This is a genomic window from Pseudomonas sp. 57B-090624 (genome assembly GCF_003234055.1).
GTDB classification, from domain to species: domain Bacteria; phylum Pseudomonadota; class Gammaproteobacteria; order Pseudomonadales; family Pseudomonadaceae; genus Metapseudomonas; species Metapseudomonas tohonis.
In genome coordinates, this window is the sequence record NZ_QKRU01000019.1 from 26,548 (window position 1) to 53,239 (window position 26,692).

Annotated in this window: 19 protein-coding genes and 1 riboswitch; of the genes, 9 read left to right on the plus strand and 10 right to left on the minus strand. The window is 69.0% G+C overall.

Annotated elements, in window-relative coordinates; translation table 11 throughout:
- Positions 1–8 precede the first annotated feature (8 nt).
- From DMX10_RS11785 to DMX10_RS11795, 3 genes are all read left to right on the plus strand, one after another.
- The gene (locus DMX10_RS11785) at positions 9–1,739 is read left to right on the plus strand and encodes an autotransporter assembly complex family protein (protein WP_111261236.1); all 1,731 of its coding nucleotides are present in this window, start codon (positions 9–11) and stop codon (positions 1,737–1,739) included.
- A complete protein-coding gene (locus tag DMX10_RS11790) occupies positions 1,736–5,380 on the plus strand; it encodes a translocation/assembly module TamB domain-containing protein (RefSeq protein ID WP_111261237.1) in 3,645 nt (1,214 codons plus the stop codon). The genes DMX10_RS11785 and DMX10_RS11790 overlap by 4 nt, the downstream gene beginning before the upstream one ends.
- A 375-nt stretch (positions 5,381–5,755) precedes the next feature.
- Positions 5,756–5,944, plus strand: coding sequence for a YjfB family protein (locus tag DMX10_RS11795; protein ID WP_111261238.1), 189 nt, complete (start codon positions 5,756–5,758; stop codon positions 5,942–5,944).
- 40 nt (positions 5,945–5,984) lie between these two features.
- On the opposite strand, the gene DMX10_RS11800 is transcribed toward DMX10_RS11795, so the two are convergent.
- The 9 genes from DMX10_RS11800 to DMX10_RS11845 form a co-directional block, all read right to left on the minus strand.
- The gene (locus tag DMX10_RS11800; RefSeq protein ID WP_111261239.1) at positions 5,985–7,469 is read right to left on the minus strand and encodes a sensor domain-containing diguanylate cyclase; all 1,485 of its coding nucleotides are present in this window, start codon (positions 7,467–7,469) and stop codon (positions 5,985–5,987) included.
- A 79-nt stretch (positions 7,470–7,548) separates the two neighbouring features.
- Positions 7,549–8,373: a DUF4824 family protein gene (locus DMX10_RS11805; protein ID WP_111261240.1), complete on the minus strand. Its 825-nt coding sequence runs from the start codon at positions 8,371–8,373 to the stop codon at positions 7,549–7,551.
- Positions 8,370–9,443 (minus strand): DUF2157 domain-containing protein, encoded by a 1,074-nt coding sequence (locus tag DMX10_RS11810; protein ID WP_111261241.1) that lies wholly within the window; start codon positions 9,441–9,443, stop codon positions 8,370–8,372. The genes DMX10_RS11805 and DMX10_RS11810 overlap by 4 nt, the downstream gene beginning before the upstream one ends.
- A 235-nt stretch (positions 9,444–9,678) precedes the next feature.
- Positions 9,679–13,320, minus strand: a complete 3,642-nt coding sequence (gene uca, locus DMX10_RS11815) for an urea carboxylase (protein ID WP_111261242.1) — start codon at positions 13,318–13,320, stop codon at positions 9,679–9,681.
- Between the two features lie 275 nt (positions 13,321–13,595).
- Positions 13,596–14,231: an urea amidolyase associated protein UAAP2 gene (locus tag DMX10_RS11825; RefSeq protein ID WP_111261244.1), complete on the minus strand. Its 636-nt coding sequence runs from the start codon at positions 14,229–14,231 to the stop codon at positions 13,596–13,598.
- A gap of 10 nt (positions 14,232–14,241) precedes the next feature.
- Complete coding sequence (locus tag DMX10_RS11830) at positions 14,242–14,970, minus strand: urea amidolyase associated protein UAAP1 (RefSeq protein ID WP_111261245.1); 729 nt, start codon at positions 14,968–14,970, stop codon at positions 14,242–14,244.
- 13 nt (positions 14,971–14,983) lie between these two features.
- On the minus strand, positions 14,984–15,784 hold the full coding sequence (locus tag DMX10_RS11835; protein WP_111261246.1) for an ABC transporter ATP-binding protein: 801 nt from the start codon (positions 15,782–15,784) through the stop codon (positions 14,984–14,986).
- Positions 15,781–16,596: an ABC transporter permease gene (locus DMX10_RS11840; protein ID WP_111261247.1), complete on the minus strand. Its 816-nt coding sequence runs from the start codon at positions 16,594–16,596 to the stop codon at positions 15,781–15,783. The genes DMX10_RS11835 and DMX10_RS11840 overlap by 4 nt, the downstream gene beginning before the upstream one ends.
- Before the next feature lie 108 nt (positions 16,597–16,704).
- Positions 16,705–17,772, minus strand: a complete 1,068-nt coding sequence (locus tag DMX10_RS11845) for a putative urea ABC transporter substrate-binding protein (RefSeq protein ID WP_111261248.1) — start codon at positions 17,770–17,772, stop codon at positions 16,705–16,707.
- Positions 17,773–17,838: 66 nt separating this feature from the next.
- Positions 17,839–17,938: riboswitch (guanidine-I (ykkC/yxkD leader) on the minus strand.
- Between the two features lie 320 nt (positions 17,939–18,258).
- On the opposite strand from DMX10_RS11845, the gene DMX10_RS11850 reads away from it, so the two are divergent.
- Positions 18,259–18,780, plus strand: coding sequence for a hypothetical protein (locus tag DMX10_RS11850; RefSeq protein ID WP_111261249.1), 522 nt, complete (start codon positions 18,259–18,261; stop codon positions 18,778–18,780).
- A gap of 129 nt (positions 18,781–18,909) precedes the next feature.
- Here the strand turns inward: DMX10_RS11850 and DMX10_RS11855 are convergent, their stop codons facing one another.
- Positions 18,910–19,815, minus strand: a complete 906-nt coding sequence (locus tag DMX10_RS11855) for a LysR family transcriptional regulator (RefSeq protein WP_111261250.1) — start codon at positions 19,813–19,815, stop codon at positions 18,910–18,912.
- Between the two features lie 96 nt (positions 19,816–19,911).
- Between DMX10_RS11855 and DMX10_RS11860 the strand changes: the two genes are divergently transcribed.
- The 5 genes from DMX10_RS11860 (at position 19,912) to lapD (ending at position 26,614) form a co-directional block, all read left to right on the plus strand.
- Positions 19,912–21,699 (plus strand): alkyl/aryl-sulfatase, encoded by a 1,788-nt coding sequence (locus tag DMX10_RS11860; RefSeq protein ID WP_111261251.1) that lies wholly within the window; start codon positions 19,912–19,914, stop codon positions 21,697–21,699.
- A 48-nt stretch (positions 21,700–21,747) separates the two neighbouring features.
- Complete coding sequence (locus DMX10_RS11865; protein ID WP_111261252.1) at positions 21,748–23,121, plus strand: DUF1254 domain-containing protein; 1,374 nt, start codon at positions 21,748–21,750, stop codon at positions 23,119–23,121.
- 97 nt (positions 23,122–23,218) lie between these two features.
- Positions 23,219–23,464: a DUF1145 domain-containing protein gene (locus DMX10_RS11870; RefSeq protein ID WP_111261253.1), complete on the plus strand. Its 246-nt coding sequence runs from the start codon at positions 23,219–23,221 to the stop codon at positions 23,462–23,464.
- 557 nt (positions 23,465–24,021) lie between these two features.
- Complete coding sequence (gene lapG / locus DMX10_RS11875) at positions 24,022–24,654, plus strand: cysteine protease LapG (RefSeq protein ID WP_111261292.1); 633 nt, start codon at positions 24,022–24,024, stop codon at positions 24,652–24,654.
- A 10-nt stretch (positions 24,655–24,664) separates the two neighbouring features.
- The gene (lapD, locus tag DMX10_RS11880) at positions 24,665–26,614 is read left to right on the plus strand and encodes a cyclic di-GMP receptor LapD (protein ID WP_111261254.1); all 1,950 of its coding nucleotides are present in this window, start codon (positions 24,665–24,667) and stop codon (positions 26,612–26,614) included.
- Positions 26,615–26,692 lie beyond the last annotated feature (78 nt).

Below are 26,692 nucleotides of genomic sequence, written 5' to 3' on the forward strand. Positions count from 1 at the left end.
TCCCGCGCATGAATGTGTTCCAAGGATTGCGTGGGCTGCTCGCGCTCGGATTGTCGTGCCTCTGTTCGACCGCGCTGGCCAAGGCCTCGCTGGACGTCAAGGTGACCCCCGCCAATGCTGCGGTGAAGGCCAATATCGAGGCCTTCATCGGCAGCCTCGGTGACCGTGACGAAATCGCCCTGCGTCGTTATCGCCGTGCCGCCGAGGAGCAGGCGCGGCAGGCCGTGCAGGCTCTCGGTTACTACCAGGCGGACATCGACAGCCGCGTACTCCCGGGCGACGACCCCAGGCTGCAGCTGGTCGTCGTGCCCGGCGAGCCGGTGCGCCTGCGCAACGTGAACGTGCGCGTCGACGGCGAGGCCCGCGCCCTCAAGGCCTTCCGTGTACCCGAGAGCAAGGCGCTGAAGCCTGGCCAGCCGCTCAACCACGGCGCCTACGAGGACGCCAAGAAACTCATCCAGAACCAGGCCCTGCGCTACGGCTTCTTCGATGGCAGGTTCACGTCCCAGCGCCTCGATATCGATCCCCGTGCCGGCGTCGCCGACATCGAGCTGGTGTACGCCAGTGGCCCGCGCTACGACCTGGGCCGGGTCAGCTTCCAGGGCGATACGCCCTTCGACGACGCGCTGCTGGCGCGACTCGTTCCCTTCCCTCCCAACACCCCCTATGACGCCGACCTGGTGGCCAAGCTCAGCCAGAACCTGCAGGCCAGCGGCTATTTCGACGAGGTGCGGGTGGATGCGCTGCCCGACCCGGGGGAGGGCCGGCGGATACCGGTCAAGGTCCAGCTCGGTGCGGTCAAGCCGCGCACCATGGGGCTCGGGGTCGGTTTCTCCACCGACGTCGGGCCACGTGCGCGGGCCAACTGGACGCGCCACTGGGTCAACCCCCAGGGCCATCGCCTGGGCGCCGAGACCGAAGTGTCCGCGGCGCGGCAGAACGTCGGTGCCTGGTACGAAATCCCCCTCGACCCGCCGCTGACCGACAGCCTGCGTTTCACCAGCGGCTTCCAGCGCGAGGAACTGGTGGACGTCGAGAGCCGCCGCTTCACCCTCGGCACCCAGTGGCAATCGAAACTGCCGGACGACTGGCAGCGCGTCGTCTCCCTGCGCTGGGAGCAGGAAAGCTACGACTTCGGCGACGGCAGCCCGGACGGTCGCAGCAGCTTCCTCATCCCCGGCATCGGCTACAGCGTCACCCGCAGCGACAACCGCCTCGACCCCAGCCAGGGCTACCACCTGCAGGCGGACCTGCGCGCCGCCAAGGAAGGCATCCTTTCCGATGCCGACATGACCTACGCCAGCGCCCTGGCCAAGGGGCTCTACACCCTGCCTGGCGGGCACCGGGTGCTGGCGCGGGTGCAGCTCGGCGGCATCGCCACCACCGACTTCGGCGCCATCCCGCCCTCGCTGCGTTTCTTCGCCGGCGGCGACCAGAGCGTGCGCGGCTACGACTACCAGACCCTGTCCCCCGAGGACCGCCAGGGCAACAAGGTCGGCGGTCGCTACCTGGTGGTGGGCAGCGCCGAATACCAGTACCCGGTGGCCGAGCGCTGGCGCATCGCCGCCTTCGTCGACCGCGGCAACGCCATGGACTCGCTCAACGCGGCGATGAAGACCGGTGCCGGCATCGGTGTGCGCTGGGTATCGCCGGTGGGGCCGATCCGCCTCGACCTGGCCAAGGCGCTGGATGACCCCGGCGGCTTCCGCATCCACTTCTCCATGGGGCCCGAACTGTGAGGCGCGGGCTCAGGCTCGGCCTGCTCGCGGTAGTCGGCGCTCTCGCCCTGTCGCTGGCGGGCGTCGCTGCGCTGCTGTTCAGCGAAGCCGGAGGCCGCTGGCTGCTGGCGCGGGTGCCCGGTCTCACGGTGGAGGGCTTCAAGGGCACGCTTGGTGGGCGCTGGAGCGCCGAGCACCTGGCCTGGCAGCAGGACGGCGACAGGCTGTCGATCACGGCCCCGGTACTGGAGTGGTCGCCTGGGTGCCTGCTCCAGCTGACCCTGTGCATCGACACGCTTGCGGCCGACGACGTGGCCCTGAACCTGGCCCCGGGCGGCGAGCCTTCCGACGAGCCGCTGCAACTGCCTGCCCTGGACCTGCCCCTGGCGATCCGCCTGGGCGAGGTGCGTGTGCAGCGCTTCGAACTGGACGGCAGCGAGCTCAGCAGCCTGCACCTGCGTGCCCAATGGCTGGGCGACGGCCTGCATATAGAGGAAGCCGGCCTGCGCCTGGGTGATCTCGCCCTGGCACTCCAGGGCACGCTGCAACCCCGCGACGGCTGGCCGCTCGAGGCCAGCGGCAGCCTGCAATTGCCCGCCGTCGACGGCCAGAGCTGGTCCCTGGCCCTGGAGGCGAAAGGCGACCTGCAAGGCACCCTCACGGCCCAGGCGACCAGCAGCGGCTACCTGGCCGCCACCCTCGACGGCCAGCTGCAGCCCCTGGCGCCGCACCTTCCCGCCAGCGCGCGCATCCGCGCTGCCGCCTTCAAGGCCCAGGCCGGGCTGCCGGACACCCTCACCCTGCAACGCGTGGAGCTGGACGCCAAGGGCGACCTGCAACAGGGCTACACGGTGCAGGGCCGCGCCAACCTGCCGGGGCAGGGCGGTGATGTCGCTCTCGACCTGGCCGGCAAGGTCACCGCCGCCGGGGCCGAGATCCAGCGCCTGCTGCTCAGCGCCGCCGCCGAACAGAGCGTGCAGCTGCAGGGGCGCATCGACTGGCAGCAGGCCCTGGCCATCGACGCCCAGCTGGCCTGGCGCGATTTTCCCTGGCAGCGCCTCTACCCCCAGGAGCAGGAGCCCCCCGTGGCCCTGCAACGCCTGGACGGCGAGGTGCATTTCAGCGAGGGCCGCTACCAGGGCCGCTTCGACGCCGCGCTCAAAGGGCCGGAAGGCGACTTCAGCCTGGCCAGCCCGCTGCAGGGTGACCTGGCCCGCGTCGAGCTGCCCGACCTGCAACTGAAGGCCGGGCAGGGCAAGGCCCGGGGCCGCCTGCTGCTGGGCTTCGCTGACGGCGTCGACTGGGACAGCGAACTGACCCTGAGCGACCTCGACCCGGCCTACTGGCTGGCCGAATTGCCGGGCCGCCTGGCCGGCACCCTGGCGAGCAAGGGCCGCTTCCGCCAGCAGCTCGAACTCAAGGCCGACCTCGATCTCAAGGGCCAGCTGCGCGGCCAGCCGGCGCTGCTCAAGGCCGTGGCCGAGGGCGCCGGCCAGCGCTGGGACCTGGGCCAGCTGCAGGTCCGCCTGGGCGACAACCGTATCGATGGCAAGGGCCGCCTCGGCCAGCGCCTGGACGGCCAGCTGGACATTGCCCTGGGTCGCCTGGGCCAGCTCTGGCCCGGCCTGTTCGGCGGGCTCACCGGCAAGCTGGTGGTGGCCGGCAGCGCCGACGCACCCCAGGGGCAGCTGGACCTCAAGGGCGATCGCCTGGGCATGGGCGACCAGCGCCTGCGCCAGCTGACCCTGCAGGCGCGGCTGGATGAACGGCAGAACGCCACCCTGCAGCTGGACGCCAGCCAGCTCCAGGCCGGCGACAAGGCCCTGGGCGACCTCAGCCTCAAGGCCTCGGGCGACAAACAGCGGCAGCAGCTGGAAACACGCCTGCAAGGCCCCTTGCTCGACCTGCAACTGGCCCTCGACGGTGTGCTGGACAAAGGCGACTGGCGCGGCCGCCTGAGCCGGGGCGAGTTGCAAAGCGGCGGCCAGGACTGGCGCCTGGAGCAACCCGCGAAGCTGCAACGCCTGGCCGACGGTCACCTGGAACTGGGCGCCCATTGCTGGCGCTCCGGCCCCGCCAGCCTCTGTGGCGGCGACCAGCGCCTGCTCCCCGAGCCCAAGCTCGACTACCGCCTGCGCGACTTCCCCCTCGACAGCCTGGCCGAATGGCTGCCGGACGACTTCGCCTGGCACGGCACGCTCGACGGCGATGTGCAGCTCGAATTGCCCGCGCGTGGCCCCAGCGGCCGCGTGCAGCTGGACGCCAGCAACGGCGTGCTGCGCCTGCGCGAGGAGGGCAAGGACGGCAAATGGGTCGACTTCCCCTACCAGGCCATGCGCCTGGAAAGCACCCTGCGCCCGCAGAGCATCGACAGTCGCCTGCTGTTCCAGGGCGAGCGCCTCGGCCGCCTGCAGGTCGACGCCCGGCTCGACCCGCGTCCGCTGCGCAAGCCGCTGTCCGGTGACTTCCGCCTTGAAGGGCTGGACCTCGCCGTGCTGCGCCCCTTCGTCGCCGGTGTCGAGGAACTGGAAGGCCAGCTGGACGGTGCCGGCACCCTCGGCGGCACCCTGCTGGCGCCCAACGTGCTGGGCCAGGTGCGCCTGCACGGCGGCAAGCTGGCCGGCGGCGACCTGCCCACCCGCATCGAAGACCTGAACCTGGATGCCCGCATCGCCGGCGAGAGCCTGGAACTGAGCGGCGCCTGGCGCAGCGGCGAGAAAGGCAACGGCACCCTCTCCGGCACCCTGGCCTGGAGCCAGGGCCTGGACATGGACCTGGCGCTCCGCGGCAGTTCATTGCCGGTGGTGGTCGAGCCCTACGCCAACCTGGACGTGGACCCCGACCTGCGGGTGCGCCTGGCCGACCAGCGCCTGGCACTGACCGGCAAGGTGCGGGTGCCCCGGGGGCAGATCAAGATCCGCGAGCTGCCGCCCCAGGCGGTCAAGGTCTCGCCGGACGCGCACCTGGTGGGTGAGCAGGAGGACGAGCAGGCACCGCTGCAACTGGCCATGGACGTCGACGTCGAGGTGGGCCAGGAGCGCCTGTCCTTCAGCGGCTTCGGCCTCACCGCCGACCTCGTCGGCCACCTCAAGGTGGGCGACAACCTGGCCGGGCGCGGCGAGCTCAACCTGAAGAACGGCCGCTACCGCGCCTACGGCCAGCGCCTCGACCTGCGCCGGGCGCGCCTGCTGTTCGCCGGGCCGCTGGACCAGCCCTACCTGGACGTCGAGGCGGTGCGCAAGATCGGTGACGTCACCGCCGGCATCCGCCTCAACGGCCGCGCCGACGAGCCCACCACCCAGGTCTTCTCCACCCCGGCCATGAGCCAGGAGCAGGCACTGTCCTACCTGGTGCTGGGCCGTCCGCTGGAGCGCGGCAGCGACGGCAACGCACTGGGCCAGGCGGCACTGGCGCTGGGCCTGTCCGGCAGTGCGCCGCTGACCTCGGAGCTGGCGCAGAAGCTCGGCCTCAAGGACTTCCAGATCGGCGACGACGGCGCCACCGGCGTGCTCACCGACCGCCTCAGCATCCGCTACGGCCTCGGCGTGCTCGAACCCACCAGCGTCGTCGCGTTGCGCTACGAACTCACCAAGCGCCTGTACATCGAAGCCGCCAGCGGCCTCGCCAGCTCCCTGGACTTGTTCTACAAGCGGGATTTCTGATCGGGCGGCACGGCTCCCACGTTGGCCTCCGCATGGGTTTCGCCAGGCTCTACCCATCCTCCGGTCGAGGCTGGACCCGTAGGCCGGGTGAAACCCGCGAGCCCTTTGTGGGAGCGCTTTCAACCGCGAAGGCACGGTGCGCGAGAATTTCGCGAATCCCACAGCACGTAGGATGGGTAGAGCCCCGCGAAACCCATCATGGGCCGTGCCGATCCGCATGGGTTTCGCTTCGCTCTACCCATCCTACGGTTCTGTGCTTTGGGAAGGCTGCCGCAAGCGCAACGGCGCGGGTTCCAGGCGACTGACGGTGCTTTTCAGGGGCGGCCATGGGCCTCAGAATCCACTCCGAACACACCGCCCCGGGACTCGAAAAGCGTGGACGTATCCGCCGCTTCCATCTCCGACGCCAGCGCCGCCCAGCTCGCCATGAAGGTGCAGATCGCCGTGCTCAAGCAGTCGATGGACATTCAGTCGCAAAGCGCCCTGGCGCTGCTGGAGGCGGTGCCTTCGCCGGTCTCCAGCAACCCGCCGAATCTCGGCAATACCATTGATGTGATGGCCTGAGCCGCTGCGCGCTCACCGTCGCCAGCCGTTCCGCCTTCCGTCACTCCCCGCCGCCCGGTTCGCTGCACACGCGGTTGCGTCCTGCCTGCTTGGCTCGATAGAGCGCGCGGTCGGCGTGGCCGATCAGGCTGTGCAGGCTGTCGTCCGGGTGCATCTCGGCCAGGCCGATGCTCACCGTCACCTGAAATTCCTTGCCCTCGAAGCGGTAGCGCTGCGCTTGCACCTGCTCGCGGAGCTTCTCCGCCAGTTCGAAGGCCGTGGCGGTGCCGGTGTCCTTGAGCAGCAGGATGAATTCCTCGCCACCCCAGCGGCAGATGATGTCCGACTGGCGCAGGCCGCTTTTCAGGTTCTGCGCGAAACCCTGCAGCACCTGGTCGCCGGCCAGGTGGCCGTGGCTGTCGTTGAGCAGTTTGAAGTGGTCGAGGTCCAGCAGCAGGGCGGTGAGCGGGCGCTGCTCGCGGCGTGCCTCCTGCAGTGCCTGGCCGGCGAGGATGTCGAAGCCCCGGCGGTTGGGCAGGCCGGTGAGCACGTCGGTGGTGGCCAGCGCGGCGATGCGCAGCTGGTAGCGGCGCACCAGCAGGTTGAGCAGGATCAGCACCACAGTGGTGACCGCCAGGCAGATGAGCAGGTTGAGGTAGAGCGTGTTGCGGATGTGCGACAGGGCGCCTTCCTCGGCCTTGTCGACGAACAGGTACCAGTCCAGTTCGGGAATGAAGCGCACGTTCAGGTAGTGGCTGTCGCCCTTTTCGCTCCAGGTGAAGTCGCCGCCCTGGGGGCGCGGCAACTTGGCCACCAGGTCGCGCATGCCATCGATATCCGCCAGGTTCTGCCCGACCTGCGCGCCCATCGGCCCGCCCTGGGCACTGGTCAGCACCAGCTTGCCGCTGGTGTCGACGAAGTAGATGGAGCGCTCGTAGCGTTCCTGGTAGGCATCGATCAGCTTGACCACCGCATCCACCGTCAGGCCTACGCCGGTGGCGCCGATGAAGCGACCGTCGTAGTCCAGCACCTTGTAGTTGATGAAGATGGTCAGGCGATCCTGGTTGGCCATGTCGACGTCGACATTGATCTCGTAGGGCTCCTTCATGTCACGCACGCGGTAGTACCAGACGTCGCGTGGCTCGTCCTCGCGCACCTTCTTCAGCACGCCCTTGGCCTGGTAGTAGGTCTGGGTGCGCTCGGAGATGTAGAAGCTGGTGAAGGCCCCGTAGTGTTCCTGCACCTCGCGCAGGTAGCGGGTCATCTGCCCCGGGTCCTGCTCGCCCTGCATGGCCCAGTCGCGCAGGAAGGTGTCGCGGCTCATCATCGAAGAGATGAGGATCGGCCGTACCAGGTCCTTCTGGATCTCCGAGTAGACGTTGTCCGAGGTCAGCGGCAGCTCGGTGTTGACGATGCTGTCGCGGATCGACTCCAGGGAGGCGTAGTAGCTCACCAGCGAGGTGACGAGGAAGCCGCTGGCGAGCAGCAGCACGAGCAGCACCACCAGCAGGTGCTGGCTCTTTCTGGAACGGGGGCTGGAAGGCATCGGGCGAGGGGGTCCCTGATCGAATGGCACTATGCTATCCACTCGTCGGGGCCGCGTCACGGGCGGCGTGCCCCGTCTTTCATCCTGCGGGTACGACCACCTCGCTGATCCACGGCTCCAGGCGCTTGCCGAAGTTCAGCTGCAGTTCCAGCGGCCCCTTGGACGGCAGGTAGGCGCTGTCGCGCACCTGGCTCTCCAGCGCCTCGCGCCAGCGCAGGGGCACCTGCACGGCCGGCACTGCGAGCCGCGAGACCTGGCCCACCATGCGCGTTTTGCTGCCGTCGGTACGCAGCCAGGCGTAGATCTCGCCACGCACCACGGCATAGCGCTGGCGATCGGGGTGGCGCGCGCGCAGCGCCTCGGCATCGAGGCCGACGTCCACCACGAACAGCCGGCTGGCGGTCTCGCGCTCTTCTTCCAGGGCCTGGCGGGCGTCCGCTTCGCGTTCCTGGCGTTCCTCGTCGCCGGGGTCGCGGGCCAGGGCCTCGCCGGCCTCGCGCAGCTGCTCCTCGGCGCGTCGCAGGGCCTGCTGGTGGGCGGGGCCGTCCAACTCCAGGACCAGGAAGGCTTCGCGGGTGTTCAGGTCGATTTCCTCGCCCGCCGCGTAGGGCGGGAAGCCGAGCTCGACGAGGCGGTCGGCCTCCAGCCAGTCGCCGCGGTAGCGCCCGGTCTCCTCGTCGAGGGGCAGCACGCGCCAGTCAAGGTCCAGCGCCAGGCCGCTGTTCTCGTCGTTGCCCCAGCCGAAACCGTTGTAGTCGCGGTGCACTTCCCGCTGGGTCAGGCGCAGGCTGCTTTCGGGCTCGCCCGAGCGGTTGTACCAGGCGCCGCCGAGCACCACGGCATTGGTGGCCAGCACCAGGGCCAGGGCGGCGGGCAGGGCGTAGGTGCGGTCGAAGGCGCTCATGGGCGTTCCTCCTCTTTCAGCCAGCTGCGGCGCAGGCGGCCCAGGACCAGCAGGATGAGCACGGCGATCAGGCCGAGCAGCAGGAAGAACAGGTACTTGGGCATCAGCTCCCACCACCAGTCGAAGAGCTTGGTGTAGAGGAAAATGATGAAGAAGGTCAGGGCGCCGTTGACCACTTCGGGCCAGTCGCGGCGGGTGCCCAGCCAGATGCCCAGGGCCGCGAGCACGAAGCCGGCCAGCTGGTAGCCGCCCTCGATCAGGTCGTGGCTGCCGGGCAGGTAGCTGGCGCTGCCCCAGTTGGCGAGGACCAGCAGGGTGAGGAACAGGGTGATCAGCCCCACCAGGCGGTAGGTGGCGGCGAAACCGGCGTAGCCGGCCTGGGAGACGAACTGCGGGATCAGGAACACCGCCAGCGCGGCGGGGAGGAAGTTTTCCGGGCGCTCACCCACCTGCAGCCAGTAGCAGCCGCCCCAGCTGCCGACCCGCGCGGAGATGAAGCCCATCAGGCAGATCAGCCCGGCCACCAGCAGCAGGCGCGCATCGCAGCCGTAGGCCAGCAGCAGGGCGAAGGCGCCCCAGGCCAGGAAGGCGCGGTCGGAGGGCGTGATGTTGAACACCTGCCCGAGCATCACCAGGTTGAGCACGAAGGCGACGAAGGTGAGCATCGCCGCCAGCTTGCTGAAGTAGCCGGACGGGTCGCGACGGCGCACCTGCCAGGTCAGCACCAGGCCGATCAGCGGGGCAGCGACCAGGATCACCACCTGCGCGCTCTCCGGCAGCAGGCCCCAGAACTGGTAGAAGAAGAACAGCAGGCTGGCGCCCAGGGCCAGGGCACCCAGCAGCGAGGCGATGCGCATGCTCAGGGACAGGCGGCGGGCCTGCTTGTCGGGGTCGATATCGAAGCGGCCGTGGAAGTCGGCCAGCACCCGGCGATGGTGCTCGCCCAGGCGCGCCATCTGCGCGTCGTCCAGGGGCAGCGCCTGCTCCTGGCGCAGGCGTTCCGCTTCACGCTGGAAGGCCTGGATGTCGTCAGCGCGTTGCTGCGCCTGATCGCGGTTCTGCGGCTGCATGGCGGGTCCTTTTGCGTGCGTTGCCGCCTCGCACTCTAAAACCGTCGCGGTGGATGGGCAATGCGCAGCGTGCGGGCGCGCGACATGGATCGCTTTATGGCAACGGGCACAGCCTTGTAGGAGCGGCTTCAGTCGCGAAAGACCCGCCGCCGGCACCTTGCTGCGAGCGGCCGGATGATCCATCGCGAATGAATTCGCTCCCACAATATGGAGAGGGGCGTGCCGTGTGTGGCCCCTACGCCTCTTCCATCACCACCACCCGCTGGCCGGCGCGCACCGGGGAACCGGGTTGCACGCGGACTTCGCGGACGACGCCATCGCGCGGGGCGGTGAGGGGGATTTCCATCTTCATCGACTCCAGGATCACCAGCACGTCGCCGGCCTTCACGCTGGCGCCGGCTTCCACCTGCACCTGCCAGAGGTTGCCGGCGATATGGCTTTCGATGGCGTGCTGGCCGGCGCCCAGCGGGGCGTCCTCGCCCAGCTCCGGCGCCGGGTCCTCGCTGTCGAAATGCGCCTGGCCGGAGGCGATCCAGCGTTCCCGCTCGGCGTTGAACGCCGCCTGCTGCTGGGCACGGAAGGCGGCGATGCCCTCGGCCTCGGCGGCGAGGAAGGCCTGGTAGTCCGCCAGGCGCAGCTCGCTGTGCTCGATGCGTAGCGGGAAGCGGCCCAGGGGGAAATCGCGGCGGATGCGCAGCAGCTCCTCGGCGCTCACCGGGTAGAAGCGGATCTGGTCGAAGAAGCGCAGCAGCCAGGGCTTGCCGTCGAAGGCGGCCACCTCGCGGTAGCGGTTCCACATCTGCAGGGTGCGGCCGACGAACTGGTAGCCGCCGGGGCCTTCCATGCCATACACGCACATGTAGGCGCCGCCGATGCCCACCGAGTTCTCCGCCGTCCAGGTGCGCGCCGGGTTGTACTTGGTGGTCACCAGCCGGTGGCGCGGGTCCAGCGGCGTGGCCACCGGTGCGCCGAGGTAGACGTCGCCCAGGCCCATCACCAGGTAGCGGGCGTCGAACACGGTGCGCTGCACTTCGTCGAGGTTGGGCAGGTCGTTGATGCGGCGGATGAACTCCAGGTTGCTCGGGCACCAGGGTGCGTCCTTGCGCACCGTGGTCATGTACTTCTCGATGGCCAGCTGGCAGGCCGGGTCGTCCCAGGACAGCGGCAGGTGGACGATGCGCGACGGCACGGTGAGGTCGCCAGCGGCGCAGACGCCGTCCCAGAGCCCCGCGACCACTTGCAGCAGGCGTTCCAGGGGCAGGGTCTCCGGCTGGTAGTGCACCTGCAGCGAGCGGATGCCGGGGGTGAGGTCGATGACGCCTTGCAGCGCCTCGGCCTCCAGCGCCTGCATCAGCGCGTGGCCCCGGAAGCGCAGCACCAGGTCCAGCTCCGCCGCGCCGATCTCCAACAGCAGGTGGGTGTCGCCGGAGAGGCGCGCGACCAGGCGTGTGGCGTCCTGGCCGAGGTCGAGGACGATGGGGCTCGACAGCTTGGCCGTACTTGTAGGAGCGGATTCACCCGCGATTTGGCTGCTACCCGCATCGCGAATGAATTCGCTCCCACGGAGGGTGGTGCATTCGCGGTCACCTGCCTTGGCCAGCTCCCGCGCCGTGGCGACATCCACCGGCTCGAAGCGCACCTTGTCGCCGGCCTTGAGCTGGCCGAGCTGCCAGAGGTCGGCCTCGATCACCGTCACCGGGCAGACGAAGCCGCCCAGGCTGGGGCCGTCCGGGCCGAGGATCACCGGCATGTCGCCGGTGAAGTCCACCGCGCCGATGGCGTAGGGGTTGTCGTGGATATTGGAGGGGTGCAGGCCGGCTTCGCCGCCGCTTTCGCGTACCCATTCCGGCTTCGGGCCGATCAGGCGCACGCCGGTGCGGCTGGAGTTGAAGTGCACTTCCCAGGCGGTGGCGAAGAAGGTTTCGATCGAGGCCGGGGTGAAGTATTCCGGCGCGCCGTGGGGGCCGTAGATCACGCGCAGGCGGCGCACCTCGGGCAGCGGTGGGTACAGGGCCTCGGGCAGGCTGGCGCCGGCTGCATGGTCGGCCAGGGGCGGCAGGTGCAGCACGTCGCCGGCGCGCAGGGCGCGGCCGCCATGGCCGCCGAACTGGCCAAGGGTGAAGGTGCTCTTGCTGCCCAGGTAGTCCGGCAGCTGCAGGCCGCCGCGCAGGCACAGGTAGCTGCGCGCACCGGCGCCGGCGATGGTGCCGAGGGCCAAGATAGAACCGGCTGGCACCCGCAGCGCGGTGTTCAGAGGCTGCGGCTGACCGTCGAGGGTGAGCGGGATCGACGCGCCGGTGACGGCCACCACCGCGTCGGTGTTGAAGCGCAGGCTGGGGCCGCTCATGGTGATTTCCAGCGCGGCGGCGCCTTCCGCGTTGCCCAGCAGGCGGTTGCCCAGGCGCAGGGCGCGGCTGTCCATGGGGCCGGATGGCGGCACGCCCACGGCCCAGTAGCCGAGGCGGCCGGGGTAGTCCTGCACCGTGGTTTGGGTGCCGGCGCCGAGCACTTCGAAGGTGTGGGCGCGGTAGGCGAGGTGTTCCAGGCAGCGGGTCCAGGGCTGGCCGCTGGCGAAAGGCGCGTCGACCAGGATCTGCCGCAGGTAGTCGCGGTTGCTTTCCACGCCGTAGAGCAGCGTGTCGGCCAGGGCACAGTCGAGGGTGGCGCTGGCCTCGTCACGGGTCGGTGCCCAGGTGATCAGCTTGGCGATCATCGGGTCGAAGTAGGGCGGGATCTCGCAGCCGGCTTCCACCCAGGTGTCGATGCGCAGGGCGCGGCCGTCCGCCTCGGGGAAGCGCACGGCGGTGAGCAGCCCGGGGCTGGGCTGGAAGTCGCGGCCCGGGTCCTCGGCGTAGAGGCGCGCCTGGATGGCGTGGCCGCTGGGGCGTAGCTCTTTCGCCAGCTCGGCGAGCGGGGGCAGGGTGCCGGCGGCCAGTTCGACCATCCAGCGCACCAGGTCGACGCCCCAGACCTGTTCGGTGACGCCGTGCTCCACCTGCAGGCGGGTGTTCACTTCGAGGAAGTAGAAGCGCTCGGCCTCGCTGTCGTAGACGAACTCCACGGTGCCGGCGCTGCGGTAGTCGACCGCCTTGGCCAGCTGGATGGCGGCGGCGCAGAGGTCCTCGGCCATGCCGGCGGGCAGGTTGGGCGCGGGGGTTTCCTCCAGCACCTTCTGGTTGCGCCGCTGCACCGAGCAGTCGCGCACGCCGAGGGCGATCACCTCGCCCCGGCCGTCGCCGAACACCTGCACTTCCAGGTGGCGGGCGCGCTGGATGTACTTCTCGATGAACACCCCGGCGTCGCTGAAGTTGTTCTGCCCCAGGCGCTTCACCGCCTCGAAGGCTTCGCTCAACTCGCTGGCCGAACGGCATACGCGCATGCCGATGCCGCCACCGCCGGCGGTGCTTTTCAGCATCACCGGGTAGCCCACCTGCTCGCCGGCCACCAGCGCCGCGTCGAGGCTTTCCAGCAGTTCGGTGCCTTCGAGCATGGGCACGCCCTCGGCCTTGGCCAGGGCACGGGCGGTGTGCTTGAGGCCGAACACGCGCAGCTGCGCCGGCGTCGGCCCGACGAAGGCGATGCCGGCCGCCTCGCAGGCTTCGGCGAAGGCGGCGTTCTCGGAGAGGAAGCCATAGCCCGGGTGGATCGCCTGGGCGCCGCTCTCACGGGCCACGGCGAGGATCTTCTCCACCACCAGGTAGGTGCTGGCGGCCGGGCCGTCGCCCAGGCTGTGGGCCTCGTCGGCCTGCTGGACGTGCAGGCTGGCGACATCCGCCTCGGCGTACACGGCGACGCCGCGCACGTCGAGCTGGCGCAGGGTGCGGAGGATGCGGCAGGCGATGGCGCCGCGGTTGGCGATCAGCAATTTCTCGAACATGAGGTCGGCCTCATGGGTGGCGGGCCGTCCCGCCGGGATTGGGTCTGCACCACGGTCGTCCGCGGAGCATCAGTTGGAAGCTGGAAGCTGGAAGCTGGAAGCCAGAAGCCAGAAGCCAGAAGCCAGAAGCCAGAAGCCAGAAGCCAGAAGCTAGAGCGTCGGCTCCGATTTTTTCGGCGGTGTTTGCAGGCATTGCCCTGAGCGGCTCTGGCACAGGCGGAACAGCCAGCGCCGAAAGGCTTCCCGCTTCCGGCTTCCCGCTTCCAGCTGCTCTTTCACTCCCATACCAACACCTGCGCCGGGGTCGGGTTCCAGCCGTTGCAGGGGTTGTTGAGCTGCGGGCAGTTGGAGATGAGGACGATGACGTCCATGTGCGCCAGCAGCTCGACGTACTTGCCGGGGGCGGAGATGCCGTCCTCGAAGGTGAGGCCGCCTTCCGGGGTGACCGGCACGTTCATGAAGAAGTTGATGTTGGCGCTGATGTCGCGCTTGGCCAGGCGGCCGTCGTGCAGGCTGGCGCGCAGGAAGTTGTCGCGGCAGCTGTGCATGTAGCGGGTGCCGAGGGCGTAGCGCACGGTGTTGCTTTCCTGGGCGCAGGCGCCGCCGAGGGTGTCGTGGCGGCCGCAGGTGTCGGCGACGATGCTCAGCATGGGGTTGCCGAGGTTCGAATAGAGCACGCTGCCGGGGCCGAGGTAGACGCGGTTTTGCTTGCGCAGGGTGCGTTGCACGTCATAGCGCTCGCGGGGGTTGCGCGCGCTGTAGAAGAGGGTGTCCACCGCCTGGTTGCCCTCCAGGTCGAGCAGACGCAGGGTCTGGCCGGCCTTCACGTCGGTCATGAAGGGTTCGCCGGCGGCGATCACGGCGGTGTAGATGGCGGCTTCGGGGTGTTTGTCGCTGGGAGTCGGGTTCATCGGGCGGCCCTCAGATGTACAGGCGTTCGGTGTTGTGGAAGCCACGGCCGTTTTCCGGGCGCGAGGTGCGGCAGAGCAGGGTGATGCCGTCGCTCTCGACCCTGTGCCAGGTCAGCTGCACGGGCTTGGGCGCGTAGACGGGGTCGGGGTCCATGGGGTGCTGCAGGGCGGTGAGCACCACCAGGGTGTCCATCGGCGCGTACAGCTCGACATGGTCGCCGGCTTTCGAGTGGCCGGGCTGGAAGTGGAAGCCGCCGTCGGCGTCCACGGTGACCTTGCTGAACAGGTTCAGGCACATCAGCAGGTCCTGCAGGTTCAGGTCCCACTTGCCCATTTCCACCAGCAGGTTGTCGACGCCGTTGCGGAAGAAGCCGTTGCGCAACTCCTGGTAGCGGCCCTGGCCGTACTTCTCGCGCACTTCCTCGGCGTTGAGCACGCCGCCGAAGCTGTCGTGCCAGCCGCAGCTGTCGGCGGTGATGGCGGCGAGCACGCGGCCCATGTCCGAGTACAGGCAATGGCCGGCGGTGAGCTTGGCGGTGTGTTGGCACTTGAGGCTGTCCGGCAGGTTCAGGCGCTCGCTTTTCTCGGCGGCGTTGAACAGCAGCAGGCTGACGTTGGCGCCGCCCTCGATGTCGCTGATGCGCAGCAGCTGGCCGCGCTTGAGGACGAAGGAGGTGTGGCCGCCGCCGGGGACGGTTTCTTCATAGAGGGTGGGGCGCAGGGCCAGGGATGCGGTCATGGGCAGGCTCCTTTCAATGGGCCGGGGCGGGCTGCAGGGCACGGGTGACGCGCTCCGGCAGGGCTTCGACGGCGGCGCGCGCGGCGCGGCGGTCGCTGTTCAGGGGGATGTCGTAGGTGATGCGCGCGCCATAGGCGCCGGGCGCCTGCGGGTCGTGGCGGACCTTGTCGAAGACCATCAGCCGGGTGCCGAGGCTGAAGCCTTCGGCCAGGTCGTGGGTGACCATGAACACGGTCAGCCGGGTTTCCTGCCAGAGGCCCAGCAGCAGGTCGTGCATGTCCTTGCGGATGCCCGGGTCGAGGGCGCCGAAGGGCTCGTCGAGCAGCAGCACGCGGGGCTTCATCACCAGGGCCTGGGCGATGGCCAGGCGTTGCTGCATGCCGCCGGAGAGCTGCGCGGGGTACTTGCCGAGGGCGTGGCCGAGGCCGACCTTCTCCAGCATCACGGCGGCCTGTTCGCGGGCCTCACGCTTGGCTGCGCCGAACAGGCGGCCGAACAGCGGTGCGCGGGGCAGCTCCAGGCCGAGGGCGACGTTGTCCAGCACCGAGAGGTGGGGGAACACCGAGTAGCGCTGGAACACCACGCCGCGGCTGGCATCGGGTTCGGCCACCATGGGCTGGCCGTCCAGCAGCAGTTGGCCGCGGCTGGGCGTTTCCTGGCCCAGCAGCATGCGCAGGAAGGTGGACTTGCCGCAGCCCGAGGCGCCGACCAGGGTGCAGAACTCGCCTTCGGCGACGCTCAGGCTGAGGTTCTCCAGCACCACCTGGTCGCCGTATTCCTGCCACAGGTTCTTCACTTCGATGAAGGCGCTCATGCCTTGGCTCCTTCGTACCAGGGGAAGGCCAGGCGGGTGAGCTGGCGCAGGCCCAGGTCCATCAGCCAGGCGAGCAGGGTGATCCACACCACGTACGGCAGGATCACGTCCATGGCCAGGTAGCGGCGGACCAGGAAGATGCGGTAGCCGAGGCCGTCGGTGGAGGCGATGGCCTCGGCGGCGATGAGGAACAACCAGGCCGAGCCCAGCACCAGGCGCAGGGAGATGAGCAGGCGCGGCAGCAGCTGCGGCAGCACCACGCGCAGCACCAGGGTCCAGGTGTTGGCGCCCAGGGTCTGCGCCTTGATCAGCAGTTCGCGGGGGATTTCCCGGGCGCGCTGCTCCAGGTCGCGGGCCAGTACCGGGGTGATGCCGATGACGATCAGCATCACCTTGGACAGCTCGCCGAGGCCGAAGACGATGAACAGGATCGGCAGGATCGCCAGCGGCGGCACCATCGACAGCACTGTGAGCAGCGGCGACAGCGGCGCGCCGAACAGCGGCAGGGTGCCGGCGGCGATGCCCAGGCACAGGCCCAGCAGCGCGGCGATGGCCAGCCCCGTGGCCAGGCGCTTGAGGCTGGAGGCGCTGTCCTGCCAGAACAGGTAGTCGCCGGAGCGCTTGTCCTCGGTGAAGGCCAGGCGCTGCACCGCCTCGACCATCTGCGTGGCGCTGGGCAGCAGCTTGTCGTTGGGGTTCTGCGCCAGACGCGATGCCGAGCCGGTGAAGTAGGCGAACAGCAGCAGGGCGAAGGGCAGCAGGACCAGCATCAGCCGGCCGGCGCGGTCGGGGTGGCGGTTGATCAGGCGCATGGCGAGGTCTCGTTCGGTGGGGCGTCGTAGGTTGGGCCGAGGTACGAGGCCCAACATCGCGGTGTTGGGCTTCGCTGCGCTCTGCGCCAACCTACGGTTCGACGTGGCTCAGAGCTTCCCTTCGGCGGCCATCTGCACGTAGGTCGGGTCGAAGCGCAGCTTGACGTTGCCCTTGTCGCCGGTGACCACGCCCTTGGCGAAGCTCATGCCGACAGCCTCGGCATCCTTGGCGCCTTCACCCAGCAGGCCGTGGCTGAAGGAGAACTGCGCCACCTTGTCCATGGTCGCCGGCAGTTTCGGGCTGGTGGCGAACTCCAGGGCGTCCTTGGGGGTGTAGAAGAGGCGGGTGGTGGCGAGCTGCGAGCGGTAGCCGGCGAGATCGGTGCCGGAGGCCTTGGCCATGTGCTCCAGGGCGGCACGGCCCTCGGCGCTGTCGCTGGACATCAGCGCCATGATCTCGAACCAGGCACCGGTCAGGGCCTTGCCCAGGGCGGGGTTGTCTTTCAGCGTCTCGCTGTTGACCACCATCATGTCCATGATCTCGCCGGGGATCTTGCTGGAGTCGAAGACCTCGGTGCTGCCCGGCTTGGCCTTGATGTCGGCGAGCATCGGGTTCCAGGTGGCGACGGCCTGGACGTCGTCGGTGTCGAAGGCGGCGGCGATGTCGGCGTCGGAGGTGTTGACCACCTTCACATCCTTCTCGCTGAGGTCGGCGCGCTCCAGGGCGCGGGCCAGGAAGTAGTGGGAGACCGAGAGTTCCACCAGGTTGATCGACATGCCCTTGAGGTCGGCCAGGGTCTTGCCCTCGCCCTTGATCACCAGGCCGTCGTTGCCGTTGGAGAAGTCGCCGACGATCAGCGCGGTGGAGTCAACGCCACCGGCGGCGGGGATGGTCAGGGCATCCATGTTGGTCATGGTGCAGCCGTCGAACTGGCCGGCGGTGTACTGGTTGATCGATTCGACGTAGTCGTTGAGCTGGGTGACCTTGATGTCGATCCCGTACTTCTTCGCCCATTTGTCGACGATGCCCTGGGTGGCACCGTATTCCCATGGCATCCAGCCGGCGTAGATCGTCCAGCAGACGTTGAAACTGTCCTTCTGCGCTGCGTGGGAGGTGAGGCTGATGGCGGCGGCTAGGCCGGCAGCGAGTACGGCGAACAGACGGGGCTTGCGCATGGATGACCTCCAGTTCGGTTAGGGACAGCAGGAGCGGCGCGGCACTTCCCTGCATTCAGGGGCGCGTTCTCCCGGGCTTTTGTCCCGCCGTGTAACCTCGGAGGAGGTCGCCGGCTCTCGGACCAGCCACCCGCTTTCGCGAGCCGGAACCCTAGCCAGCCATTGCAAATTGTGGTGCCGCGTGCCCCGGCTTCCACCGGGTTGCTCTTGCACGCCTGACTCCTAGCGAAGGCCGTGCCAAAACCAGAAGGCCCAGGCGCGACGGGGCCTGCGCGGGAGCCGGGGGGAAGATGGGGTGATCTGCGGGCGCCTGGCGTGCCCGCCTCTGGGGCGAGGCGCTTCAAGCTGGTGCGCGGTAATAACTGGAAATGGATTTTGCCGACGGAGGGATGCACACCGGCAGTAGGAATCGGTGTCGAAGATTGTGGGAGAAATCCCGGGTGCCGACATTCGTTGGCACCGTCCCAGCGGTCGAAGGAGGCCGCCATGTCCTATCGAACGATGTTGATCGCTGTGCTGGGCCTGTCCCTGGGTGGTTGTGCCGTCTACGACTACGACGACGATTACCGTGGCTATCCGCGCAGCTATGGCGGTGGGGGCTATGTGGTGCAGCAGCCGACCTACTACCAGGGCACCCCGACCTACTACTACCGCACCGAGCGCATCTATCAGCCGCGCTACTACCCGGTGCGCCCGCAGCCCTACCAGCCGCCGCGCCATGACCGCCGCTACGACGGCCGCAACGACCATCGCTACGACCGCCATGACGACCGCCACGACTCGCGTCGCTGGGACAACCGCAACCAACCCCGGCAGGACTGGAACGAGCGCCGTCACGACTACACCCCGCGCCTGCAGAACTGGGGCGGCAACCGCCCGCCCCAGCAGGGCTGGAACCAGGGTGGCGGCCGCCCGAACTACGCCGTGCCGCCGGCCTACCAGGTGCGCCCGCACGAAAACCCCATCCGCCCGCACCGCAGTGACTGGTCGCTGCAGAACCGCCGCTAGTGCGGGGTCTCTGAAACGTCGGCGAGGCCGTCAGCGCAAGGCGAAAACAGGTGAGAGAGCGGAGTCTACGAGCCGTAGATGAGCGTCTTGAGCCTGTTTTCAACGCAGCGATGGCAACGCAGAGAGTTGTCAGTAGCCGGTAATGGGCTGGGCGTCTTCTTCCAGCAGGTACTCCACCATCGCCCGCGCCGCCGGCGACAGGCTGCGCCCGGCGTGGCTGACGATGCCATAGGCCGAGCGTGCGGCCTGGTTGTCCACCGGCAGCAGAACCGCCAGGCGGCCGGCGGCGACGTCTTCGGCGAGCACGTCCCAGGGCGCCATGCTGATCACCTCGCTGTCGGCCACCAGCGCCTTGAGCACCATGAAGTTGTTGCACTCGATACCCAGCGGTTGCGCCTTGTCGTTCAGCGCGCCCAGGGTCCGCGCCACCTCTGCGGGCAGCTGGGTGCCGGCCAGCGGGTAGGCCGCCAGGTCTTCGACCCTTAGCCGTGGCCGCCGCAGCAGCGGGTGGCCCGGCCGGCAGAAGAGGGTGCCGGCATGGCGCCGCAGGGGCGTGATGTGCAGCAGCGGGTCGCCCTCGAACTCGCGCACATCCGCCACGAACAGCTCGATGGCGTCCCCCAGCAACTGGTGGCGCAGGCCGTGCCAGTCCTCGATGCGCAACTGCACCTGCACGCCCGGATGGGCCCCGGCGAAGCGGCCGAGCACGCGCGGCACCAGGCGCGCGGCGGGATAGGGGCCTGCACCCAGGCGCAGCTCGCCGCTGTCGAGGTTCTCCAGTTGGGCCACGGCGCTGTGCAGGGCCCGGCGGCCGTCCAGCAGGCGCCGGGCGTGCTCCAGTACCAGGCGGCCGTGGGCGGTGAGGGTGATCTGCCGTGGCCCGCGATCCAGCAGGCTGCAGCCGAGGCTGGCCTCCAGGGCCTGGATGCTGCGGCTCAGGGCCGGCTGGCTGAGGTTGACCGCCTCGGCCGCGCGGGCGAAGTGGCCGTGTTCGGCGAGGGCGACGAAGTGGCGGAGCTGGCGTAGGTCGTTCATGCGTGTTCCGCATCGAATCCGGTAGGGGAATGCATTGGAATTATTGATCGGCGCCTGCCAGCCTGTCGCCTCCCATAACAACAACGAGCCGACACCATGCGCATCATCACCCGCTTCGGCGGCCTGCTGCTGGCCGCCACCCTGCCGTGGGCCGCCGACGCCGCGCTGCCCGACGAGACCCTGGAACCGAGCATCAACGCCGAGCTCGCCGAGCACACCCGCCACTTCGACGAGAAGGTCTACAAGATCGCCGACAACGTCTGGTCGGCGGTGGGGTGGAACCTCGCCAACAGCGTGATGATCGAGGCGCCGGAGGGGCTGATCATCGTCGATACGGGCGAGTCCGCCGAGCAGTCGCGCAAGGTGCTGGCGGAGTTCCGCAAGATCAGCGCCAAGCCGATCAGGGCCATCGTCTACACCCACTTCCACCCGGACCACATCAACGGCGTGAAGGGCTTCGTCAGCGAGGAGCAGGTCAGGAGCGGCGAGGTGCAGATCTACGCCCAGGAGACTCTGCTGGACAACGTGGTGACCCAGGGCGCGCTGGTGGGCCCGATCCTCAGCATGCGCTCGGGCTACAGCTTCGGCGTGGCCCTGCCGCCGGCGGACCAGAAGGACATGAACGCCGGCCTCGGCCCGCTGGCCCACGGCGGCGCCTCCACCTTCATCGCGCCGACCATCACCTTCAAGGAGTCCCTCGATACCACCATCGCCGGGCTGAAGGTGCAGTTCCTCCACGTGCCCAGCGAGGCGCCGGACGAGATCGTCCTCTACCTGCCAGACAACCGCGTGCTGATCAGCGCCGAGGTGACCCAGGGCCCGACCCTGCCCAACGTCCACACCCTGCGCGGCACCAAGTTCCGCGACCCGGTGGTGTGGGTGCAGAGCCTCGACAAGCTGCGCGCCTTCCAGGCCGACTACATGGTGCCGCTGCACGGCCAGCCGGTGTCCGGGCGCGACAAGGTGGAGGAGGTGCTGCGCATGACCCGCGACGCCATCGCCTACATCCATGACCAGACCGTGCGCTGGATGAACAAGGGCCTGACCCCCGACGAGCTGGTGGAGAAGGTCAAGCTGCCGCCGCACCTGGCCGGCTACACGCCCTACCTGCGCGAGTACTACGGCACCGTGAAGCACAGCGTGCGGCAGATCTACCAGGGCTACCTGGGCTGGTTCCAGGGCGACCCGGTGGACCTCGACCCGATCCCGCCGGCGGAGAAGGCCAAGCGCCTGATCGCCCTCATGGGCGGGCGCGACAAGCTGCTGCTGGCCGCCGGCGACGCCTACCTGAAGGGGGACTGGCAATGGGCGGCGGAGCTGGCCGGCTACGCCATCCGCGTCGACCACGACGACACGCTCGCCCGCGACATCAAGGCCCGCAGCTTCCGTCGCCTGGGCTACGCCAGCATGAACATCAACTGGCGCAACTGGTATCTGATGAGCGCCATGGAGCTGGAGGGCAAGCTCGACGGCGATGCCGCGCTGCAGATGTCCCAGGGCCTGCGCAACGCCTTCCTCTCGCCGGACATGCTGAAGAACCTGCCGGCGCGCATCTTCCTGCAGAACTGGGTGACCCGCATCGACCCGGAGAAGAGCACCGACGTGAACCTCACCCTGGGCTTCGTCTTCCCCGACATCGGCGAGGAGTGGGCGCTGGAAGTGCGCCGTGGCGTGGCCCAGCTGCACCGTGGCATCCCCGAGGGCACCACGCTGAAGCTGACCTTCGACAAGACCTACCTCGACACCGTGATCAGCGGCGAGAACGGCCTGCTCAAGGGCGCGCTGCTGGGCGATGTGAAGGTCGACGGCAACCTGCTGGACATCAAGACCTTCCTCGGTTGCTTCGACTTCGAGGACGCCCCCATCGCCCTGACGGTGCGCTGACCCACCCGACCCGGCGGCGCCGTGCCAGGCGCCGCCCACGAGATCGCCATGAAGACCTCTCCGTTGCTTCGTCGCGCACTGTTGGCGCTGACCCTGCTCATCGTCCTGCCCGCGCTGCTGCTGTTCAGCCAGCGCGAGCTGATCCGCACCGCCGCCCAGGGCTACCTGTACGGCTACCCGCTGGTGCTCACCGAGATCACCCGCGACAACTTCACCGCCGACATGGCGCCGATCAACCGCCTGATGCACGTGCCGCGCTTTCCCGATGCGGGCTTCCGCGAGATCGTCCGGCCCAACGTCGACACCCTCTATTCGGTGGCCTGGCTGGACCTGGAACAGGGGCCGCTGGTGTTCGAACTACCGGCCACCGGGCGCTACAACGTCATGCAGTTCCTCGATGCCTGGACCAACGTCTTCGCTTCCCTCGGGCCGCGTACCACCGGCAATGCCGCCGGCCGCTACCTGCTGGTGGGGCCACGCTGGCAGGGCCAGGTGCCGGAGGGCTTCAGCCTGCTGCGTGCGCCCACGCGCATGGCCTGGTTGCTGGGCCGGGTGCAGACCAACGGCGTAGCGGACTACCCGACCGTCCACGCGATCCAGGCCGGCATCAGCCTCACGCCGCTGGCGCAATGGCGCCCCGGGCAGGTACAGGCCTCGCTGGCGCCGGCCGCCGCTGGGCGCAAGTCGATGCCGCCGCTGTTCCAGATGCGCGCGCTGGATGGCCGCGCCTTCTTCCAGCGCCTGGCGGTGCTGATGGCCGACAACCCGCCGGCCGCTGCCGATGCACCCATGCTCCGGCAGTTGCAGGCACTCGGTGTCGAGCCGGGCCAGCCGGTGGCGGAGTGGCCCTGGTGGCGGCACCAGGCGGTGAACCTGGGTATCTGGCTGGCCGAGCGCCGCGTGCGCGACGCCCTGGCCAACCCGACCCAGTTGCAGGACGGCTGGCGCGTGCCGCCGATGCAGGTCGGTCGCTACGGCGAGGACCATGGCCTGCGCGCGGCGGTGGCGATGGGCGGTTTCGGCGCCAACCTGGCGGAGGACGCCATCTACCCCAACGCGGTGAAGGATGGCCGGGGCGAAGCGTTGCAGGGCGGCAGGCGCTACCGCCTGCACTTCGCCGCCGACGCGCTGCCTCCGGTACGTGCCTTCTGGTCGCTGACCGTCTACGACGGCGACGGCTTCCTGGTGGCCAACCCGTTGAACCGCTTCGCCCTGGGGGATCGCGATGCGCTGGCCTTCAACCCCGACGGCTCCCTCGACATCCTGCTGCAAAGCGATGCACCCGACGGCGCATTGCAGGGCAACTGGCTGCCGATTCCCGGGCAGGGCGCGTTCAGCGTCACCGGCCGACTGTACTGGCCGAAGGCGGAGATTCTCGACGGGCGCTGGCGCATGCCGCCGATCCAGGTGCAGGGCGACTGATCGCCCGGCAGCGCCGCCTGCCCAACGAAAGTGCGGAAGGCGAGCGCGGCCGGAGTCGGCACACTGCGGGGCTCAACCCATGCAATGGAGAACCCCTATGCACGTCCTGTCGTTCGCCAAGGGCGCCCTGGCCATGTTCTGGCTGGTGGCGATCCTCAATGTCATCTACCCCTTCGGCGAGCCGCTGCATCGCCCGCTGCTGCTGGTCGCCGGGGTGATGCTGGTGGCCCACGTCGCCGAAGCCGCGCTGTTCAACCGCAAGCTCAAGGCCCGTCCCTTCCCCTGGCTGGACCGCACCCAGGTGCTGCTGTTCGGCTTCCTGCACCTGCGCGGGTTGCGCTGATTCTGCCTCCACCGTTCCCGGGCTGAAGCCCGGGCTACCTCTGGGTGCTCCCGGTGGCACCGCTGGTGGACGAAAAGAGCGTCGTCCACCCTACACACCGGTCAGCACGGTGGTTGGGATATGGCGGTAGGGCGGGTGAAGCCCGCGATGTTGTTGTGCGACGCCCTTGTCGGGTTGCACCCGACCTACACCGGCACGGTGTTGTGCATGTCGTAGGGTGGAGGTCGCTTTTTACCTCCACCAATCGGTGCACCCGACCCTGCACGTTCTTCCGGCGATCGCCTCACCCGACCCTGCTGCGTTGGGCTTCGTACCTCAACCCAACCTACGGAGGCTCCGTGTTTTCCGATGGCACTGAAACCCCTATGGCGGTGAGCACGGCGCAGATCCGATAGGGGCACTGTGCCATTGTTTTTTCCGCTTCCAGCCCGCACCATTCGCGCCTCGTTATCGGCGGCCGCGTGGCGGCGCCATCGGCAGGAAATCGGATTTTGCTCAGCAGTGTCGGCAAATGGCGGAGTGGCGGTACGCCGGGCGTTCTGGTCCCGGTTTCGCTGTTGCTGCTCACCCTGCTGGCCGGAGCCCTGCAGGCGGATTGGGATTTCACCCTGATCAGCCGTCGCGCCGAATCCCTCTATGGTCCCCTGGGCGATGGCAAGCAGCGCATCGATGACTGGCAGCGCCTGCTGGCCAGCCAGGTGGGGGCCAGCGAGGCGGAGCAGTTGAAGGAGGTCAACCGCTTCTTCAACGCCAAGCTGCGCTTCACCGACGACCTCGCCCTGTGGAATCAGGTGGACTACTGGGCCACGCCGGTGGAGGCGTTGCGCCGGGGCGCGGGCGATTGCGAGGACTACGCCATCGCCAAGTACATCAGCCTGCGTCACCTCGGGGTGCCGGCGGAAAAGCTGCGCATCACCTACGTCAAGGCGCTGCGCCTGAACCAGGCGCACATGGTGCTGACCTATTACGAGAAGCCCGATGCGGTGCCCCTGGTGCTGGACAACCTGATCGGCAGCATCCTGCCGGCCTCCCAGCGCAGTGACCTGTTGCCGGTCTACGCCTTCAACGGCGAGGGCCTGTGGCTGAGCAACCAGGGTGGCGGCAAGAAGGTGGGCGACGCCAAGCGTCTGTCCCGCTGGCAGGACCTGTTGAAAAAGATGAAAGCCGAAGGCTTTCCCACGAGCGAATAGCGGAGTCGAGATGTCCCTGTTCAAACAGTTGTTGATCGCTATCTGCCTGTTCCTGGTCGTCGCCTTCAGCGGCAGCTTCATGGTCAGCCTGGAAAGCTCGCGCGAGCAGTACGTCAACCAGCTGCGTTCCCATGCGCAGGATGCGGCGACGGCGCTGGGCCTGTCGCTGACGCCGCACATCGACGATGCGGCGATGGTCGAGCTGATGGTCAGCTCGATCTTCGACAGCGGCTATTTCGAGCGCATCCGCGTGATCGACATGGCCACCGGCAAGGTGATGGTCGAGCGTACCGGCGTGCCCGATGCGGTGGCGGCCCAGGTGCCCCAGTGGTTCGTCTCGCTGATCGGCCTGGAGTCGGCCGGTGGCGACGCCATCGTCAGCCGTGGCTGGACCCAGGCGGCCCGGGTCGAGGTGCAGAGCCACCCGATGTTCGCCATCGCCAAGCTGTGGCAGAGCGCCCTGGGCAGCCTCGGCTGGCTGCTGCTCTGCGGCCTGGTCAGCGCCGGCCTCGGTGCCGTGCTGCTGCGCCGCCAGCTGCGCCCGCTGGACTACATGGTGGAGCAGTCCCACGCCATCGCCCGCCGCGAGTTCCTCAGCCTGCCGCAGCTGCCGCGCACGCCGGAGCTGCGCCGTGTGGTGCAGGCGATGAACCAGATGGTGGAGAAGCTCAAGGCGCTGTTCCAGGAGCAGGCCGAGCGCAGCGAGCGCCTGCGCGACGAGGCCTACCAGGACAGCCTCACGGGCCTCGGCAACCGCCGCTATTTCGAGATGCAGCTGCACGCGCGCCTGAGCGCCGAGGACCAGGCCAGCAGCGGCTACCTGCTGCTGCTGCGGGTCAACGACCTGGCCGGCCTCAACCAGCGCCTGGGTGGCCAGCGCACCGACCGGTTGCTCAAGGCCGTGGCCGAGCAACTGGTGCGCAACAGCGCGGGGCAGGGCGCGGGCCAGTTGCTGGCACGCAGCCGTGGTGGCGAGTTCATCCTGCTGGCGCCGGGCCTGGTGCGCGAGGAGGCCGAGCAACTGGCCAGCCGCCTCGATGGCGCCCTGGCCAGCCTGGCCAGCACCGGCGCCACCGACACCCATCCGGTGGCGCATATGGGCCTGGTGCCCTTCGCCCCGGGCGAAGCGCAGCAGGACCTGATGATGCTCGCCGACGAGGCCCTGGCCCAGGCCGAGCGCCAGGCCGATCGCGCCTGGGCGTGCATCGAGCAGACCCGCGCCGGCAGCGTCGGCGATGACCGTCACGCCTGGCACGCGCTGCTGGACAAGGCCCTGGCCCAGGGTCGCTTCCAGCTGTTCTTCCAGCCGGTGGTGGCCAGTCGCGACCCCTCGCGGGTGCTGCACTACAAGGTGCTCTCGCGCCTGCCGGACGAGCAGGGCGCGAGCATTCCCGCCGGGCGCTTCCTGCCCTGGCTGGAGCGCTTCGGCTGGTCCGCGCGCCTCGACCTGGTGATGCTGGAGCTGGTGCTGGCGCAGATGGCCGGCCACGACCAGATGCTGGCGCTGAATCTCTCCGGCGCGCTGCTGCGTGACGAGAAGGCGCTGAACCGTGCCCTCGACCTGCTGCGCCAGAACCCGCAGCTGGGCCCGCGCCTGACCCTGGAACTGGAGGAAGACCAGTTGCCCGAGCAGGCGGTGCTGGAGGACCTGACCCGGCGCCTGCGCGAGCTGGGCTTCGCCCTCAGCCTGCAGCACTTCGGTGGCCGTTTCAGCATGATCGGCAACCTGGCGCGCCTGGGCCTGGCGTACCTGAAGGTGGACGGCAGCCACATCCGCGCCATCGATGCGGAGAACGACAAGCGCCTGTTCATCGAGGCCATGCAGCGCGCCGCCCACAGCATCGACCTGCCGCTGATCGCCGAGCGCGTCGAGACCGAGGGCGAGCTGCGGGTGCTGCAGGAAATGGGCATCCAGGGCGTACAGGGCCAGCTGTTCGGCGCTCCCGCTCCCTGGCGCTGATCCCGGGCGGAGGCGGGTGCCGCGGCCCCGCCTTCCGGCCGTTGCCTTGAACCATCCCGCGTTTCACCCGGTCCCCTG

Coding starts and splice junctions, on each gene's coding strand:
- DMX10_RS11785 (WP_111261236.1), top strand. CDS start 9: ATGAATGTGTTCCAAGGATTGCGTGGGCTGCTCGCGCTCGGATTGTCG.
- DMX10_RS11800 (WP_111261239.1), bottom strand. CDS start 7,469: ATGCCTTCCAGCCCCCGTTCCAGAAAGAGCCAGCACCTGCTGGTGGTG.
- DMX10_RS11805 (WP_111261240.1), bottom strand. CDS start 8,373: ATGAGCGCCTTCGACCGCACCTACGCCCTGCCCGCCGCCCTGGCCCTG.
- DMX10_RS11810 (WP_111261241.1), bottom strand. CDS start 9,443: ATGCAGCCGCAGAACCGCGATCAGGCGCAGCAACGCGCTGACGACATC.
- uca (WP_111261242.1), bottom strand. CDS start 13,320: ATGTTCGAGAAATTGCTGATCGCCAACCGCGGCGCCATCGCCTGCCGC.
- DMX10_RS11825 (WP_111261244.1), bottom strand. CDS start 14,231: ATGAACCCGACTCCCAGCGACAAACACCCCGAAGCCGCCATCTACACC.
- DMX10_RS11830 (WP_111261245.1), bottom strand. CDS start 14,970: ATGACCGCATCCCTGGCCCTGCGCCCCACCCTCTATGAAGAAACCGTC.
- DMX10_RS11835 (WP_111261246.1), bottom strand. CDS start 15,784: ATGAGCGCCTTCATCGAAGTGAAGAACCTGTGGCAGGAATACGGCGAC.
- DMX10_RS11840 (WP_111261247.1), bottom strand. CDS start 16,596: ATGCGCCTGATCAACCGCCACCCCGACCGCGCCGGCCGGCTGATGCTG.
- DMX10_RS11845 (WP_111261248.1), bottom strand. CDS start 17,772: ATGCGCAAGCCCCGTCTGTTCGCCGTACTCGCTGCCGGCCTAGCCGCC.
- DMX10_RS11850 (WP_111261249.1), top strand. CDS start 18,259: ATGTCCTATCGAACGATGTTGATCGCTGTGCTGGGCCTGTCCCTGGGT.
- DMX10_RS11855 (WP_111261250.1), bottom strand. CDS start 19,815: ATGAACGACCTACGCCAGCTCCGCCACTTCGTCGCCCTCGCCGAACAC.
- DMX10_RS11860 (WP_111261251.1), top strand. CDS start 19,912: ATGCGCATCATCACCCGCTTCGGCGGCCTGCTGCTGGCCGCCACCCTG.
- DMX10_RS11865 (WP_111261252.1), top strand. CDS start 21,748: ATGAAGACCTCTCCGTTGCTTCGTCGCGCACTGTTGGCGCTGACCCTG.
- DMX10_RS11870 (WP_111261253.1), top strand. CDS start 23,219: ATGCACGTCCTGTCGTTCGCCAAGGGCGCCCTGGCCATGTTCTGGCTG.
- lapD (WP_111261254.1), top strand. CDS start 24,665: ATGTCCCTGTTCAAACAGTTGTTGATCGCTATCTGCCTGTTCCTGGTC.